The sequence below is a fragment of the Novosphingobium sp. UBA1939 genome, assembly GCF_002336885.1.
Classification (GTDB): Bacteria; Pseudomonadota; Alphaproteobacteria; order Sphingomonadales; family Sphingomonadaceae; genus Novosphingobium.
On sequence record NZ_DDFB01000102.1, the window covers coordinates 16,571 to 31,963 of the forward strand.

Genomic DNA, 15,393 nt, shown 5'->3' on the forward strand with positions numbered 1-15,393 from the left:
AAATACCTTATATAAGTCAAGAACGATACATAGAGCGCCTGGAGTGATCCGGTCGATCGGGGTGAGCGCCGCGAGGGTCCAAGCCCGCCGCCGGCTTACGGGAGAATGAGCAATGTCGTTGCCGCAGATTATCGTTCTGGGTGCTGGGCTTGGGGGCACCATCGCCGCCTATGAAATCCGCGATGCCGTGAAGGGCAAGGCGCAGGTCATGGTGGTCAATGACCAGGACGACTACTGGTTCGTGCCGTCGAACCCGTGGGTTGCGGTGCGGTGGCGCGAACCGGACGCGATCAAGGTGCATCTGCCGCCGATCATGGCCAGGAAAGGAATCGGGTTCACCTCCGTCGGAGCGCGTCGCGTCCACCCTGCCGAGAACCGCGTCGAGCTGAACGACGGAACCTCGCTGCTTTACGACTATCTGGTTATCGCGACCGGCCCCGAACTGGCGTTCGATGAAATCGAGGGCCTCGGCCCCGATGGTTTCACCCAGTCGGTCTGCCGCACCGACCACGCGGCCCACGCGGCCGACGCCTTCGACCGCTTCTGCGAAAACCCCCGGCCGATCGTGGTCGGCGCGGCGCAAGGCGCTTCCTGCTACGGTCCGGCTTACGAATTCGCCCTCATCCTCGATACCGAACTGCGCCGCCGCAAGATCCGCGATCAGGTGCCGATGACCTACGTCAGCCCGGAACCCTATGTCGGCCATCTCGGGCTCGACGGGGTGGGCGACACCAAGACGCTGCTGGAGAGCGAACTGCGCGATCGGCACATCAAGTGGATCACCAGCGCCCGCATCACCAAGGTGGAAGAGGGCACGATGCATGTGGAAGAGGTGGCGGACGACGGGTCGGTCAGGTCCGCCCATGCGCTGCCTTTCGGCTATTCGATGATCCTGCCGGCCTTTCGCGGCGTTGCCGCCGTACAGGGGATCGAGGGGCTGACCAATCCGCGCGGCTTCATCCTTGCCGACAAGCACCAGCGCAATCCCACGTTCCGCAACGTCTATTCGCTGGGCGTATGCGTGGCGATTCCGCCCGTCGGCCCCACGCCGGTGCCGGTGGGCGTGCCCAAGACCGGGTTCATGATCGAATCGATGGTCACCGCGATCGCGCGGAACCTTGCGCTCGAACTGGCTGGCAAGGAGCCGGTCGAGGAAGCGACCTGGAACGCCGTGTGCCTTGCCGACTTCGGCGATGGCGGGGTTGCCTTCGTCGCCCAGCCGCAGATTCCGCCGCGCAATCTCAACTGGTCGTCAAGCGGGAAGTGGGTGCACCTCGCCAAGATCGGGTTCGAGAAATACTTCCTGCACAAGGTCCGTCGCGGCACCAGCGAGCCGTTCTACGAAAAGCTGGCCATGCACGCGCTCGGCATCCGCAAGCTGCGTTTCAAATAAGGGAGAGGTGCGATGACGCTTGATTCAGCGGTTTTCCGTTTCGCCGGAGTGGTCGTGCTCGCCAGCCTTGCCCTGGCCCATTGGGTTCACCCCGGCTTCCTCTGGCTGACGGCCTTTGCCGGCGCGAACATGTTTCAGGCCAGCTTCACCGGCTTTTGCCCTGCGGCCATGATCTTCAAGAAGCTGGGGATCAGGCCCGGCAGCTCCTTCAACTGACGCAGGTGTGACATGCCCCGCCTGATGCCGCCCAGGTTGCTCTCCTCCCTGCCCCCGGCCCTATCCTTGCCGCTGTCCTGTCTGCTCTCCTGCGCCGTGGCCGTACCCCCAGCCATGGCGCAGGACCTCGCCGCCGCCGTCGCCGATGCCCTCGCCAACGCACCCGTGCTGGCCGAGGCCAATGCGGGCGAGGCGGCGGCGAAAGCCCGGCTGGATCGGGCGCGGGCGGAAAGCAACCCGCTCCTGCGGGTCGAAGGGTCCTATGGCGCGGGCCGGATCGACAACGGCGGCTTTTTCGGGATCACGGCGGACAATGTGAATCCGCTTGCCCTGCAGGCCACGGCGGAACTGCCGCTCTATGCGGGTGGGCGGGTGTCGTCCGCCATCGATCAGGCGCGTGGCGGCGCGGCGATGGCGCACTTCGGCGCCGAACAGGCGCGGCTGCAGACCATCGTCACGGCTGTCGGCACCTATACCGAGGTGCTGACGGCGCGAAAGCTTGAGGCGCGCTATGGTCAGCTTGTCGAGGAACTGACGGAAACGGAACGCCAGGCGGGACTGCGCTTCCGGGCGGGCGAAATCGCGAGTTCGGACCTCGCCCAGGCGCGGGCCAGGAAGGCCGAGGCCGATGCGGGTTTCGCGCAGGCGCAAGGCCGGCGGATGTCGGCGGAAGCGGCCTACCAGCGTCTTACCGGGAAGCCGGCGGGCGATCTGGCGCCGCTTGCCGAGCCGCCTGCCGTGCCGCCGACGCTCGACGAAGCCATGGACATGGCCCGCGCGTCCAATCCCGCGCTTCGCCAGGCCCAGGCGGGCGTTGATGTCGCGCGGGCCGGCACCCGTTCGGCGCGGGCCGAAGGCATGCCGACGGTGGGCGCCTTTGCCGAAGCCGGGCATGTGCGCGACCAGTTCTTCCCCGGCTACAAGGCCGATACGGTCGCCGTGGGCATCAGGGGCCGCTGGACCCTGTGGGCGGGTGGGCGCGTATCGTCGCAGGTCCGTGCCGCGGATGCCGATCTCGACGCCAGCGAAGCACGGTTGCGTCAGGCCGAGCAAGGGCTTGCGGGCATGGTGATCGATGCGTGGCAGGGTCTTGCGACTGCGCGGCGCATGACGGAGGCTTCCCGGCTGCGCCGCGATGCGGCCACGGAAGCGCTGCGCGGGACTCAACTGGAAGCGCGCGTGGGCGCGAAGCCGCCGCTGGCCGTGCTCGACGCCGAACGCGAGGCCATCGAGGCCGAAGCCGCCCTGCTGCAGGCGGAGGGTATGCAGACCGTGGCGGCATGGCGGCTCAATGCCCTGACCGGGAATATCGCGCCATAGCCTGCCATCGGGCCGGGGCCTTCGGGATAGGGCCGGCGGCATCCGTGGAATACCGCCGGCTTCCGGACATCAGGGGACGATCACGTAGTCGGGATTGGCGACGGCGAACACGGCGTCGCGATCGGCTGCGGGCGGGTAGATCCACACGCGGTTGATCTCCTGCTTGATCGCCTTGGCCGCTTCGCGCGTGATCCGCACCTGCCGGTCCCAGCCTTCGGTGTAGAGCGCGCCCCAGTCGCCCAGGTCGATACAGGTCACGTACTTGGGCTGGCTATAGGGATGCAGCGGAAGGCCGACCAGTTCGGCGGCGGCGTTGTGCCCCGCCACGCGCCCCAGGCTAAGCGCGTGCTGGCACGACATCGGGGCGACATTACCGTCATCGTCCGTGCCAGCGTGCACCGTATCGCCCGTCACGAACACGCCCGGCGCGGCGGGCGCGCGCAGATAGGCATCGCCGACGACGCGGCCGATCGCGTCATGTTCGCCGGGGATCTGCGCCGCCAGCGGACTGGCGCGCATGCCCGCGGTCCACACGACGGTATTGGTCGCGATCCGTTCGCCGGAGGAGAGGACCACGGCGTCCGCCTCGATCGCGGTGACCCGCACGCCCGTCCGCGTTTCGACGCCGGTGAAGGCCAGCGCTTCGGCGAGATGGGGCTGCGCCTCGTCCCCCAGCGATCCGCCAGGGCGATCCGCCGTGTCGATCAGGATGACGCGGAAGTTTGCCTTGTCGCCCAGCGCGGCGCGCAGCCGGATCGGCATTTCCGTGGCCGCCTCGAAGCCGGTCAGCCCGCCGCCGGCGACGACGACGGTATTGCGCGCCTCCGTCTCGGGCTCGCCGGGCAGTGCCTTCAGCTGCACGTCCAGCGCGTGGGCGGTGGCGAACTGGTCGGTATCGAACGCGTGGCGGTCAAGGCCGGGAACGTCCGGGCGGAACAGCTGGCTGCCAGCGGCGAGAACGAAGCGGTCATAGGCGATCGTTTCGCGTTCCCCGTCGCTCCGCGCCACGGTGACGGTGCGACTGTTGACATCGATGGTTTCGACGCGTCCGGCAAGGTGCCGTGCGCCCACGGCGGCGAGCAGCGCGCCGACATCGGGATTCATGTTGTCGAGCACGGCTTCGTAAAGGCGTGGGCGAATGACGAGGGCGGGGGCGGGCGAGACGACGATCAGCTCGACGTCCTGCTGCCTGCCGGCAAGCGCGATGGCGCGGCTGGCGGAAAGGGCTGCCCAGACACCGGCAAATCCGGTTCCGGCAATCACGATCTTCTGGGTCATGGCATTTCTCCTTCTGTTGCTTTTTGCCGGGCGCGCTTCATCGTCCCGCGACGCCGCAGAGGGATGGCGTGCAGGCGCTTTCCCGGCGCGGCCCGGCAGGGGGGCCGAGAAAAGACGTTCAGGTGGGGAAGGGGGCGGGCACCGCGCGGGCGTGCCCGCCCGGCCGAACTCGTCTCAGTCTGGCCGGTCTCAGTCTGGCACGTCGCGCGCCGGCCTGCCGCTCTTCGCGGTGCGGCCGGTCAGGCGTCCGTCGATCCAGGTGCTGACTTCGGAAAAGAATTCGGGTGGAGCCTTGCGGCCGAAGCGCCCGGCGACGGCGCCGAGCGTCTGCGCGGCCAGCGCATCGCGCATGGCCTTTTCCGCCTGCAGCATCACCGCATGGATCGCGCAGACGCCGTCCAACGCCCAGCCGGGCGCATCGCCGCCGAACACGGCGCAGCGGCCGCGCACTTCCTGGCAGTCGAACAGCGGCTTGGCGCCCTCGATGGCATCGACGATATCGAGGAAGGTGATCGCATCGGCCGGCCGCGCCAGCAGGTAGCCGCCGCGCACGCCCTCGCAGGCCTTCACGATTCCGGCCTTTTCCAGCTTCGGGAAGATCTTGGCGAGGAAGCTGGCGGAAACGCCCTGCAATTCGGCAAGATCGCGGCTGCTCATCGGCCGGTCTTCGTTGCCGACGAGCAGCAGCAGGCAATGGATGCCATATTCGACGCTGGTGGTGATATGTGCCATGAACACGGACTTACCGAGTCCGCGTTCATGGGTCAAGTTAAAAACAGAGACTAAGTTAGTCTTCTATATTATGACCTGCGTTCACCGCGCCAGATAGGCCTCCTTGCCGGCAATGATCGTGCGCAGCACGCGGGTCGCGTGAATCTGGTGCGGATCGATGGCGAAGATGTCGCGATCGATCACCACGAGATCGGCTTGCCGCCCCGCTTCGATCGTGCCGATCCTGTCGCCCAGGCCAATCTGGTGCGCGGCGTTGGCGGTCATCAGGCGCAGGGCTTCGGCCACGCTCACCTTCTGGCCCGGGGCGAGCGTTTCGCCGCCGCCGCCCGGCGCTTCGCGCGTCACCAGTGTCTCGATCGCCAGCCACGGCGACATCGACGGCACCACCGGCCAGTCCGAACCGAGCACCACGCGGTCGCCGGCATCGATCGCGTCGCGGACCGGGGTGAAGCGGGCCATGCGTTCGGGGCCGACCGAGCGGATCACGTCGCGCACCGGCGGGCTGGGGAACCAGATGTAGGGCGAGAACTCGAAGGTAGCGGTCAAGGCGTGGGCGCGCTGGATATCGGCCGGCGTCACGAAATTGGCGTGGGCGATCTCGTGGTGCGGGCCATAGGGGCCGTTGGCCTTGCGCGCCGCCGCCACGGCGTCGAGCGCGGCGCTGACCGAACCGTCCCCCGCGGCGTGGAGCTTCACGACCAGCCCCGCCGCATCATAGCTCGCTACCTTGGCGTCGATCTCGCCCGGCGCGTAGAGCAGCGAGCCCTTTGCCCGGGCCGCATCGCCGAACGCCGCCGCGTCGGCATAGGGCTCCAGCATCGCGGCCGTGTGCGAATCCGTGGGCACGCCATCGAGGATCATCTTGACGCAGCCCATTTCCAGGCCCGGCCGGGCATAGAGGTGGCGCTGGGCGATCAGTGTCTGGTCCCGGTCCCACATGCAGGCGCGCACGTGCTGCGCCAGCCCGCCCGCGTCGGCGAGCCGGGCATAGACGCGTGCGTTGGTGGTGGCGAGCAGCGCTTCCTCGTAGGCGGTGATGCCTTGCGCCAGCATCGCCTTGCTGGCCGTCCGCAGCGCTTCTACCCGATCGTCCTCGCGGGGGGCGGGCACCATGTTGAGCAGCGCGATGGCCGCATTCTCGCGCAGCACGCCGGTCGGTTCGCGCTTGCCGTCGCGTTCGATCACCCCGCCCGCCGGATTGGGCGTGGCGCGCGTGATCCCGGCGGCCTTGAGCGCGGCGGAATTGGCCCACACGCTGTGCAGGCTGATGTCGTGGAGCACTACCGGTGTCGTGGGCGCCACCGCATCGAGCAGGCGCTTGTGGGGTGGCGTCCTGCCCATGGAAGAGGAGTCCCACTGCCCGCCCGTGATCCATTCGCCGGGGCGTGCCGCGGCCACGCAGCCCTTGACCGTGCGCGTGATCGTGGCGGCGTCGGCTCCTTGCGGAAAACGGCAATCGCGGGCCTGCAAGCCGGCGTCGACCGCGTGGACATGCATGTCGATCAGGCCGGGCAGCACGGTCATGCCCTTGAGATCGACGATCCGTGTTTCGCCGGCGCGGTGCGCCTTGACCTCCTCCTCGCTCCCGACCGCGACGATCGTGCCATGCGCGACGGCGATGTCGGTCTGCCAGCCGGCCGGCGTGGCGACATGGCCATGGGTGTAGATCACTTCGGCCGGAGCCGGCGGCGCCGCGCCGATGGCGTCCTGGAACTGGGCGGAAGCCGGGCTGGCGGTCAGGGTGGCCAGCGCGATGGCGAGCGGAAGTCGGGTCATGGGGCAGCGGATCCTTGTGGCCGGGAAGCCTGGTGCGAATGGGCCGGCGGCACCCGCGCCGCCGGCCGTCGATCAGAAGCGCGTGGTCATCTCGATGCCGTAGGTGCGCGGCGGCGCCCAGCGCACCAGCCGTTCGGCGAAGGGCGCGAGGTAGAACGAGTAATCGCGATAGCGGTTGTCGAACAGGTTGCGGCCGAACAGGGCGAGGGTCAGCCGGTCGCCGGCGAAGCTGTAGCCCAGCCGTCCGTTGACCAGCACGTATCCTGGCAGGCGGCCATCGGGCGTATTGGTCGCCTCGTAGTAGATGCCGCTCCGCCAGGACAGATCGAGCCGCCCGGTCAGATGCCCTTCGCCGAGCGGCTGCGTCACTTGCGCGCCGGCGTTGAGCGAGAGCTTGGGCACGAACGGCAACCGCTGTCCGGCGCAGTTCGTGGCCGGGGCACAGCCGGGGAAATCGGCATAAGTCGCGTCGGTATAGCCCGCGCCCGCGTTGAGTTCGAGCGCGCGCACCGGCCGGGCGGTGACTTCCACTTCGAAGCCCTTGATATGCGCGGCCGCCGCGTTGCGGATCTGGAACGCGGCGCCGACCAGCGCCGAAACCTGCAGATCCTTGTAATCGGTATAGAAGCCCGCCGCGTTGATGCGCAGCTTGTGGTCGAACAGGTCGGACTTGATCCCGGCTTCGAACGACCACGCCTTTTCCGGGCCGAAGCTGATGTCGGTACTGCCCACGATATCCGGGTTGAACCCGCCGCTCTTGAAGCCGCGCGCGGCGCTGACATAGAGGCGGGTATCGGGCACGACTTCGTAGGACACGCTGGCGTTGCCCGACAGGTTGCTGTCCTTGCGGTGCAGGCGCGCGGACAGGTTGGGCAGCGGCACGAACGAGGAATTGGTCTGGTCGAACACCAGATCCTTGCTCTCGGTGTTGATGCGCAGGCCGCCGCTGATCGTCAGGCCGGGCAACGGCCGCCAGTTGGCGCTGGCGAACGCGGCATAGGCATTGGTCTTCAAGGTGGAAATGCTGGAGATCGTGCCGACGAACGCGGCCGGTCCCGGCGGGCCGTTGACCGTGGTGGCGCGGTTGGCGTCGGCATCCTGATGCAGGTAGTACAGCCCGATGAGGTAGTCGATCTTGCCGCCCGTGGGCGAGGCCAGCCGCAGTTCCTGGGTGAACTGGCGGGCGCGGTCCTGGAAGTCGGAGGTGGACAGCGGGATCGGGCGGGCGTCGTCGTCGTCGATCAGGCGGGAACGGTTGTCGCCATAGGCGCTGATCGAGGTGACCGTGAACCCGCCGACGTGCCAGTCCACGTTGAGGTTGGTGCCCCAGATCTCGCGGCTCTGCAGGCTGGGGTGGTCCTGCGAGACGGTGTAGGGATCGGTGAAGTAGCCCGGCAGGCCGGCAAGGCCGCCCGATGTGTTGTCGGCCACCTGGCCCAGCAGCAGCCGGTCCGCCTGCTTGAGCCAGCTTCCCGAAAGCGCGACTTCCAGCGTCTCGGTCGGCTTCCACAGCAGGCCGCCGCGCAGCGACTTGCGGTTGAGGTTGTTGAGCTTCGACCCGTCGAACAGGTTGGTGATATAGCCATCGCGCGTGGCGATCGAGCCGGCGATCTTCACGCCCAGCCGGTCGGTCACGATCGGCGCCGTGGCGAACAGGCTGGCCTCGATCGTGCCGAGGTTCCCAAACGCGGTGCGCGCATTGGCCTCGATACCGTCAAGGCTGGGCTTGCGCGTGGTGATGTTGATCGCGCCCGCCGTGGTGTTGCGCCCGAACAGCGTGCCTTGCGGCCCGCGCAGCACTTCCAGCGTGGCGATGTCGGGCAGTTCCTGGTCCGCCGCATTGGGGCGCACCGTCAGCACGCCGTCGACATAGACGCCAAGCCCGCTGTCGAAGCCTATGTTGCGCGTCTGCGAAACGATGCCGCGAATGCCCATCGCGCCCAGCACCGAACCGCCGCCGTCCTGGGTGAGGTTGGGGACCGTGCCGATCAGGTCGCCCACGCGCGCCACGCCGCGCTGCTGCAGCGCCGCACCGGTCAGCGCGGTGATCGAGATCGGCACGCTCTGCACGTTTTCCTGCCGCTTGCGCGCAACGACGACAATGGTGTCGAGCGCGCCGCTATCCTGCGCGCCTGTCTCCGCCGGTTCGGCGGCAAGAGCGGGCGATGCCGCGATTCCGGCTGCGCAGATGGCGAGCAGCGCCGCGCCGCGATGGAGTCCCCACATGATAAAGCTCCCTGTTGTGTGTTCGTTGATCGGGCGATGATGGGAACCGGCAATGGGCGCGGCATCGCCCATTTGCGGTACGCGCTGTGCAATTTCGGCAAGAATTGTCACAAAGGCGGAAGCCCGGCCTTGCCATCGCCCGCCGCCGCCAACACCATGCCCCGTTGCCTTTGTTGGGGGTATGGCGATGCTCTGTTCCAATGTTCTGGGCGATCTGTACGGGGCCAGCATGGACCGTCCGCGCCTTGCCACGGCGCTGGACCGGTTGCGCACGCAAACCGGCGCGCGCAGCGTCACGATCCACTGGTTCAACCGCACGCCCGACCGCCTGCGCCATCGCTGGCTGGCGACTTGCTCGGCGACCCCGGCGCCCGCCGGCGAACTCTCGCTGCTGGACGACCTCAATCCGCGCACCATCGTCGCGGTGAATCCCGTCCACGACGGCGTGTACATGCTGGAGGACGACAATTGCCCGGATGCCCTGCAGGGGCAGTTCCACCAGTGGCAGGCGCGCCTGCGCGAACAGGGACTGGGGCAGTTCCTGGGCGCGCGCATCGCCATGGGGGCGTTGGGCGAGGCGGGGCTTGCGGTTCATGCCGGGGTCGGCACGCCACTGGCGGCGCATTGCCGGCAGGCGCTGATCGACCTCATGCCGCACGTGCGCGAAGCGCTGCGCCTGATGATCGAGACCGATCGCCGCGCCAATGAAAACGCCATGCTGCGGCAAGTCATGGACCGGATCCAGTTCGCGCTGGCGATCTGTGACGATGCGGGGCGGGTCCAGATCGCCAATCCGGCGGCTCAAAGCCTGCTGGAAGGCCTGGTGGTGCGGGTGCCGGGTATGGCGGACACGGAATGGCGGCTGATCGAGGGGCTGCGTCGCTTGCTGCTGTCCGGCTCTCCCCACGCGATGCGGTGGCGCAACGGGGATCGCGAAGTGCTGCTTCACGCCGTCGCCTTGCCCCGCTTCGCGCTGGAACGCTACGCCATCGCGGGCGAACGGCCTGCCTTCGCGCTGGCGCTGGCCGACGCGGGAGGACCGCCACCGCCATCGCCGGCCGACTTGCGCGCCTTTTTCGCGCTGACCCCTTCCGAGGCCGATCTGCTGGCGCGTCTGTGCGGCGGAGACGATGTCGCCACGTTCGCGCAGGCGCGCGGGGTTTCGATCCACACCGCGCGCACGCAGCTCAAGCAGGTCATGGCCAAGACGCGGGCGAGCCGCCAGGCCGATCTGATCCGGCTGGCTCTGGCCAGCCCCTCGCACCTGTTCGGGCGATCGAACTGAGAGTCGGCGCCCCATCTCCTGACCGCTTCCGGCAGGCTTTGCCCGTTTCGCGAAACGAAGCCGCCAGCGGCTTGTCGCGGGCCATGACGCGGCCGGTGTTAGCGCGTAAGCACGGCGGCATCCTGGATTGATGTGAGGACGAAGGGCATGGATGACATCAAGGCAGCCATCGCGGAGCTGCAGCAGCAGGTCGCGTTCCTGCAGGCGGAAGCGGAAGCGCGCCGGCTGATCGCGCGCTACATGTTCCTGTGCGACAGCCCGCTTCCCGAAGCGGGGATGCCGGCGGAAGCGCGCGCCGACGCGATCGGGGCGCTGTTTACCGAAGACGCCATCTGGCAGGGCGTGGGGGGCGCGCACGGCGCGCAGTTCGGCCAGCATCGCGGCCCGGCCGAGATCGCCGCGCACATGCGCAAGTTCTACGCCGCCGAGAATCCGAAGCAGATCTTCAACACGCACTACCTCACCGCCGAGCAGTTGCGCGCCACCAGCGCGGAAACCGCCGAGGGCGAATGGGTGCAGTTCCAGCCGTGGGTCTATGACGATGGCTCCTCGCTGATCCGGTCGAGCCGCCTGCACGTGAAGTTCCGCAAGACCGCAGCGGGCTGGCGCATCGCCAATTACCGCACCGAAAACCTGTTCATCGGCGCGCTGCCCGACAACTGGGCGCAGACCCTGATCCAGACCTCGGTACTGATGACGGGGGTTTGATCCGCGCTTGCCGCACGCGCTTTACCGGGGGCAGGTCTGCCTGTACCATCGAGCCACGATAGCGTGACCTTCTTGGCCTGAAGTGCGGAGGATGCCCGTGGTGGTCGCTCGACACAGCGACACGGTTCTGGACGTGGTGCGGTCCCCCAGCGCGGCCGCCTCTTCGGCGATCGCCGCGTCGTGGTGCAGGTCCGTCCTGTTCCATGGACTTGATCCCGACCAGCACGCGGCGCGCGAGCGAGTCGATGGCGCTTTCCTGTCGGCCTTGCGGGCCGAGCACGAGGTCATGCTCACCGTGGCCGCGCCCGTGCTCGATCAAATGTTCCGTTCGGTCGGGCGTTCGGGTTGCGCGGTCATCCTGAGCGATGCGCGCGGCATCGTGCTGGAGCGCCGGACGAACGATGCCGACGCCGATTCCTTCACCGCGGCGGGTCTGGTACAGGGCGCGCGGTGGGGCGAGGCGGAGGAAGGCACCAACGGCATCGGCACCTGTCTTTACGAAGACCAGCCCGTTATCGTTCATCGCGATCAGCATTTTGCCGGGCGCAATGTCGATATCAGCTGCATGGACGCGCCGGTGCATGATCCGCACGGCCGGCTGGCGGGGGCGCTCGACGTATCGAGCTGCCGCGACGATCACGGCCCCGCGATGGCGGAAATGATCGCCGCGCTGGTGCGCGATGCCGCGCGCAAGATCGAGCGGGACTATTTCTGTCGTCACTTCGACAGCCATCGCATCGTGTTCCTGTCCGACGATGCCACCACCGGCACGGCGCTGCTGGCGGTCGATCGCGATGATCTGGTGATCGGTGCCAGCCGGGCGGCGCGGGTGCGGCTGGGGCTGAACGATGCGGCGTTGACGACGCCGCGCGCGCTGGGCCAACTGCTCGGCGAAGGCGCGGGTCCCTCGTTCGAGGATGCCGACCGCGCGGTTCTGCGGCAGGCGCTGGCGCAGGCCGGCGGCAACGCCAGCCAGGCGGCCCGCCTGCTCGGCATCGGCCGGGCCACGCTCTATCGCCGCATGGCGCGGGCCGGCCTGACCCCCTGAAAGCCTCGCCCTGAACGATTTTCGCTCGCGCCTGTCTCGCTGGCGAGACACATGGGCATGGCCTTGTCCCGGCCCCCTCTTCCCGCCGTTCCGATCGCGTTCCTAGGATACGGGACAGACGCCGAAAGACGGCGCCGGTTCAGCCAGGAAGAGGATCAGGTTTATGGATTCCGTCGTTCAGGATCGCCCGGTTGCGACGCTGCAGCCGCCCTTCGCGGCCCGTTATGACAATTTCATCGGCGGCGCATGGGTCGCGCCCCGGGACGGGCGCTATTTCCAGAACGTGTCGCCCATCACCGGCAAGGTCGTCGGCGAGATTGCCCGTTCGCAAGCGGAGGATATCGAGGCCGCGCTGGATGCCGCGCACAAGGCCAAGGACGCCTGGGGGCGCACCTCGGTGGCCGAACGCGCCGCGATCCTGCTGCGCATCGCCGATCGCATGGAGCAGAATCTCGAAAAGCTGGCCACGGCCGAAACGTGGGACAACGGCAAGCCGATCCGCGAGACGATGGCCGCGGACGTGCCGCTGGCGATCGACCATTTCCGCTATTTCGCCGGCGTGGTCCGCGCGCAGGAAGGCTCGATCGGCGAGATCGACCACGATACGGTAGCCTATCATTTCCACGAGCCGCTGGGCGTGGTGGGCCAGATCATCCCGTGGAACTTCCCGATCCTGATGGCGGTGTGGAAGCTGGCCCCGGCCCTGGCCGCCGGAAACTGCGTGGTCCTCAAGCCGGCCGAGCAGACTCCCTGGTCAATCCTCAAGGTGATGGAGGTCGTCGGCGACCTGATCCCGCCGGGCGTCGTCAATGTCGTCAACGGCTTCGGCGCCGAGGCCGGCAAGCCGCTGGCCAGCTCCCCCCGCATCGCCAAGGTCGCGTTCACCGGCGAAACGACGACGGGCCGGCTGATCATGCAGTACGCCAGCCAGAACATCATCCCCGTCACGCTGGAGCTGGGCGGCAAGAGCCCGAACATCTTCTTCGAGGACGTCGCCGAGTCGCGGGACGCGTTCTACGACAAGGCGCTCGAGGGCTTCGCGTTCTTCGCCCTGAACTCCGGCGAGGTGTGCACCTGCCCCTCCCGCGCGCTGATCCAGGCCTCGATCTACGACCAGTTCCTGGCCGATGGGATCGAGCGGGTGAAGGCGGTCAAGCAGGGCGACCCGCTCGACGACAGCACCATGATGGGCGCCCAGGCCAGCAACGACCAGTACGAGAAGATCCTGTCCTACATCGACATCGGCAAGCAGGAGGGCGCCAAGGTCCTGGTCGGGGGCGAGAGGCTGGACCTCGGCGGCGACCTGTCGGGCGGCTACTACCTGCAGCCGACCGTCTTCGAGGGCCGCAACGAGATGCGCATCTTCCAGGAGGAGATCTTCGGGCCGGTCGTCTCCGTCACCCGGTTCGCCGACGACGCCGAGGCGTTGGCCATCGCCAACGACACGCTGTACGGTCTCGGCGCCGGCGTCTGGTCGCGGCACGTGCACCGCGCGTACGCGATGGGCCGCGCCATCAAGGCCGGCCGGGTCTGGACCAACTGCTACCACCACTACCCCGCCCACGCCGCGTTCGGCGGGTACAAGCAGTCGGGCATCGGCCGGGAGAACCACAAGATGATGCTGGAGCACTACCAGCAGACGAAGAACCTGCTGGTCAGCTACTCCCAGGACAAGCTCGGCTTCTTCTAGGAGCGCCTTCTCTTCGGAGCGAATTCTTCGAGGAGAGCCCCCATGCCGCGGCCGCGGCGCCCGTCAGGGGCGTCGCGGCCGGGTCTTCTTGGAGCCAGGTTCAGGCGTAGACCTGAAGAACGACGAGAGCAAGCACGATCGGTACGGCGCCCCACACGCAGGCCTGGGCGGTGGTGCCCCACAGCTGCAGCGCGTGATCGGTGTCCGGTGAGGGACGACCCACGTAGCGGTGCACCGCCCGGTGGTAGCGGTGGAAGGAGCCCACGATGGCGAGCAGCAGCGCACCGGACCCACCCCAGGCGGCGCCCGGGCACAGCAGGGAGACGACGACGACCAGGCCGAGGCCGCAGGCCAGAGCGAGGTAACGCTCGTAGCGGCGGTACTCCTCGTAGACGCCGGAGGCCAGCGCCGAGCTGCTGTCCGCAGAGTTCACGTTCATGGGGGGTCCTTCGCGCCTGTCGCGTCCCCGGCCGAGGCCTGGACGAACGGGATTGGGCACCCGGCGAACTGGCGTCCGCCGTACGCGTCCCTGTCGGCACGGCGGCGACGGACTGAAGCACACTCGGCTCAGATCGGACTGATCGGATCGATCGGGCCGATGCCGCCAACTCCCCCGATCGGCCCCCGGCCGCCGCGTCGGCGCAGCTTGGGGCAGGCCGCGGTGTAGTGACCGACCTGCAGGCAGTGCCCGCACCGCGGAGCCTGCGTAGGGGGCGGGGGAGGGAGGGGCTTGCGCACGGGCCTGCTGAAGGTGCCGGAGCCGGGCGGCGGTGCCGGGGCTGGGGGAGCCTGGATGAGGTCGTCGAAGTACGTCGGGACGCCCAGCGACAGCGCGGCCGCGCGCAGGTGGCGCACCTGATCCTGAGACACCGACCCTCGAGCGAACGCCGCCGCCCGCATCGACTCCAGCAACCGTTCCAGGACGCCGCGCAGCTGCGCCGCGGGATAGCCCGCGCGCACCGCGGCACCGGTCAGCTCGTGCACCTCGTCGCTGACGATCCGGCCCGTCGGTAGCACGGCGGTCAGGGCGTCCAGGTAGGCGGCCAAGCGGTGGTCGTGCCCCTCGGCCGCGCCCATGGCCAGTTCGGTCATGAGGTCGGCGAGCCACCCCGTGGGGGGCACCCCAGTTGTCCCGGCCGGCCGGGGCAGGGTGGGANNCGGTGTCGCCCCGTTGCCGTGCGCGGGGTGGGCGGCACGGGGTAGCTCAGGCGCCCGCTTAACCGTGCGAGGACGCCGGGCAGCGCCGCGGCGACGGTGAGCGCGTCATCCAGGGCGGAGGAGGGCACCGACCTCGGGCGGCCGACCTGCCGGGCCAGCGTGGCCAGGCGCACGTTCGGGGTCGTCGCCACCAGCGGGGCGAGCCGGGACAGGTCCAGGGCGGGTAGCGTGGGCGCGAGCAGTCCGCCGCGAAGCAGCTCCGCGCCGAGGAAGGACTCGACGAACCCCGCGTTGTGGGCCACCACGACGCACTCCTCGCAGCGGGTGAGCCACTCGCTCGCGACATCGGCGAATGCCGGTGCGCCGTGCAGCGATCCGGGGGTGATCCCGTGGAGCGCGCCGCCCGGAACCTCCTCACGGCGGGGGTCGATCAGGGTGGTCCACTGATCCCGCACGGTGCCGTCGGCGTCGCAGCGCACGATCGCCAGTTCCACGATGCGTTCGCGGGCCGCCGCGAAGCCGGTGGTCGCCACGTGCACGCAGGCGTAGTCGCCGCCGTGTCG

The 15,393-nt window shown here is 68.6% G+C and carries 14 protein-coding genes; 7 read left to right on the forward strand and 7 right to left on the reverse strand.

The window, feature by feature from the left end:
- The first annotated feature begins 112 nt into the window (after positions 1 to 112).
- From B3547_RS13025 to B3547_RS13035, 3 genes are all read left to right on the forward strand, one after another.
- Positions 113 to 1,393, forward strand: coding sequence for an NAD(P)/FAD-dependent oxidoreductase (locus B3547_RS13025; protein ID WP_136957950.1), 1,281 nt, complete (start codon positions 113 to 115; stop codon positions 1,391 to 1,393).
- A gap of 12 nt (positions 1,394 to 1,405) precedes the next feature.
- Entirely contained in the window at positions 1,406 to 1,609 is a 204-nt protein-coding gene (locus B3547_RS13030; RefSeq protein WP_124808326.1) for a YgaP family membrane protein, read from the forward strand.
- A gap of 96 nt (positions 1,610 to 1,705) precedes the next feature.
- On the forward strand, positions 1,706 to 2,929 hold the full coding sequence (locus tag B3547_RS13035; RefSeq protein WP_233497332.1) for a TolC family protein: 1,224 nt from the start codon (positions 1,706 to 1,708) through the stop codon (positions 2,927 to 2,929).
- A gap of 69 nt (positions 2,930 to 2,998) precedes the next feature.
- Here B3547_RS13035 and B3547_RS13040 read toward each other — a convergent pair whose 3' ends face one another.
- From B3547_RS13040 to B3547_RS13055, 4 genes are all read right to left on the reverse strand, one after another.
- Positions 2,999 to 4,207 carry an NAD(P)/FAD-dependent oxidoreductase gene (locus B3547_RS13040; RefSeq protein ID WP_292963810.1) on the reverse strand — a complete coding sequence of 403 codons (1,209 nt, stop codon included), beginning with the start codon at positions 4,205 to 4,207 and terminating at the stop codon, positions 2,999 to 3,001.
- A gap of 189 nt (positions 4,208 to 4,396) precedes the next feature.
- A complete protein-coding gene (locus B3547_RS13045) occupies positions 4,397 to 4,939 on the reverse strand; it encodes an RrF2 family transcriptional regulator (RefSeq protein WP_292963811.1) in 543 nt (180 codons plus the stop codon).
- Between the two features lie 81 nt (positions 4,940 to 5,020).
- Positions 5,021 to 6,715, reverse strand: a complete 1,695-nt coding sequence (locus B3547_RS13050; protein WP_292963812.1) for an amidohydrolase — start codon at positions 6,713 to 6,715, stop codon at positions 5,021 to 5,023.
- Between the two features lie 72 nt (positions 6,716 to 6,787).
- On the reverse strand, positions 6,788 to 8,941 hold the full coding sequence (locus B3547_RS13055) for a TonB-dependent receptor (RefSeq protein ID WP_292963813.1): 2,154 nt from the start codon (positions 8,939 to 8,941) through the stop codon (positions 6,788 to 6,790).
- 181 nt (positions 8,942 to 9,122) lie between these two features.
- Here B3547_RS13055 and B3547_RS13060 point away from each other — a divergent pair, with 181 nt between their 5' ends.
- The 4 genes from B3547_RS13060 to adh all read left to right on the forward strand — a co-directional run bounded on the left by B3547_RS13060 (position 9,123) and on the right by adh (position 13,672).
- On the forward strand, positions 9,123 to 10,226 hold the full coding sequence (locus tag B3547_RS13060) for a helix-turn-helix transcriptional regulator (protein ID WP_292963815.1): 1,104 nt from the start codon (positions 9,123 to 9,125) through the stop codon (positions 10,224 to 10,226).
- 147 nt (positions 10,227 to 10,373) lie between these two features.
- Positions 10,374 to 10,934, forward strand: a complete 561-nt coding sequence (locus tag B3547_RS13065; RefSeq protein WP_292963817.1) for a nuclear transport factor 2 family protein — start codon at positions 10,374 to 10,376, stop codon at positions 10,932 to 10,934.
- Between the two features lie 91 nt (positions 10,935 to 11,025).
- On the forward strand, positions 11,026 to 11,982 hold the full coding sequence (locus B3547_RS13070) for a GAF domain-containing protein (RefSeq protein WP_292963819.1): 957 nt from the start codon (positions 11,026 to 11,028) through the stop codon (positions 11,980 to 11,982).
- A 163-nt stretch (positions 11,983 to 12,145) separates the two neighbouring features.
- Positions 12,146 to 13,672: an aldehyde dehydrogenase gene (adh, locus tag B3547_RS13075; RefSeq protein ID WP_292963821.1), complete on the forward strand. Its 1,527-nt coding sequence runs from the start codon at positions 12,146 to 12,148 to the stop codon at positions 13,670 to 13,672.
- Positions 13,673 to 13,772: 100 nt separating this feature from the next.
- Here adh and B3547_RS13080 read toward each other — a convergent pair whose 3' ends face one another.
- The 3 genes from B3547_RS13080 to B3547_RS13090 all read right to left on the reverse strand — a co-directional run.
- Positions 13,773 to 14,111 carry a hypothetical protein gene (locus B3547_RS13080; protein WP_292963823.1) on the reverse strand — a complete coding sequence of 113 codons (339 nt, stop codon included), beginning with the start codon at positions 14,109 to 14,111 and terminating at the stop codon, positions 13,773 to 13,775.
- A 128-nt stretch (positions 14,112 to 14,239) separates the two neighbouring features.
- A complete protein-coding gene (locus B3547_RS13085) occupies positions 14,240 to 14,764 on the reverse strand; it encodes a hypothetical protein (protein ID WP_292963825.1) in 525 nt (174 codons plus the stop codon).
- Positions 14,761 to 15,393, reverse strand: a 633-nt coding sequence (locus B3547_RS13090; protein WP_292963827.1) for an exonuclease domain-containing protein, incomplete at its 5' end; no start/stop codon positions are given. The genes B3547_RS13090 and B3547_RS13085, both read right to left, overlap by 4 nt.

Excerpts from the sequence above, each read along its gene's own strand:
- B3547_RS13025 (WP_136957950.1), top strand. The coding sequence starts at position 113 with ATGTCGTTGCCGCAGATTATCGTTCTGGGTGCTGGGCTTGGGGGCACC.
- B3547_RS13030 (WP_124808326.1), top strand. The coding sequence starts at position 1,406 with ATGACGCTTGATTCAGCGGTTTTCCGTTTCGCCGGAGTGGTCGTGCTC.
- B3547_RS13040 (WP_292963810.1), bottom strand. The coding sequence starts at position 4,207 with ATGACCCAGAAGATCGTGATTGCCGGAACCGGATTTGCCGGTGTCTGG.
- B3547_RS13045 (WP_292963811.1), bottom strand. The coding sequence starts at position 4,939 with ATGGCACATATCACCACCAGCGTCGAATATGGCATCCATTGCCTGCTG.
- B3547_RS13050 (WP_292963812.1), bottom strand. The coding sequence starts at position 6,715 with ATGACCCGACTTCCGCTCGCCATCGCGCTGGCCACCCTGACCGCCAGC.
- B3547_RS13055 (WP_292963813.1), bottom strand. The coding sequence starts at position 8,941 with ATGTGGGGACTCCATCGCGGCGCGGCGCTGCTCGCCATCTGCGCAGCC.
- B3547_RS13060 (WP_292963815.1), top strand. The coding sequence starts at position 9,123 with ATGGCGATGCTCTGTTCCAATGTTCTGGGCGATCTGTACGGGGCCAGC.
- B3547_RS13065 (WP_292963817.1), top strand. The coding sequence starts at position 10,374 with ATGGATGACATCAAGGCAGCCATCGCGGAGCTGCAGCAGCAGGTCGCG.
- B3547_RS13070 (WP_292963819.1), top strand. The coding sequence starts at position 11,026 with ATGCCCGTGGTGGTCGCTCGACACAGCGACACGGTTCTGGACGTGGTG.
- adh (WP_292963821.1), top strand. The coding sequence starts at position 12,146 with ATGGATTCCGTCGTTCAGGATCGCCCGGTTGCGACGCTGCAGCCGCCC.
- B3547_RS13080 (WP_292963823.1), bottom strand. The coding sequence starts at position 14,111 with ATGAACGTGAACTCTGCGGACAGCAGCTCGGCGCTGGCCTCCGGCGTC.
- B3547_RS13085 (WP_292963825.1), bottom strand. The coding sequence starts at position 14,764 with ATGACCGAACTGGCCATGGGCGCGGCCGAGGGGCACGACCACCGCTTG.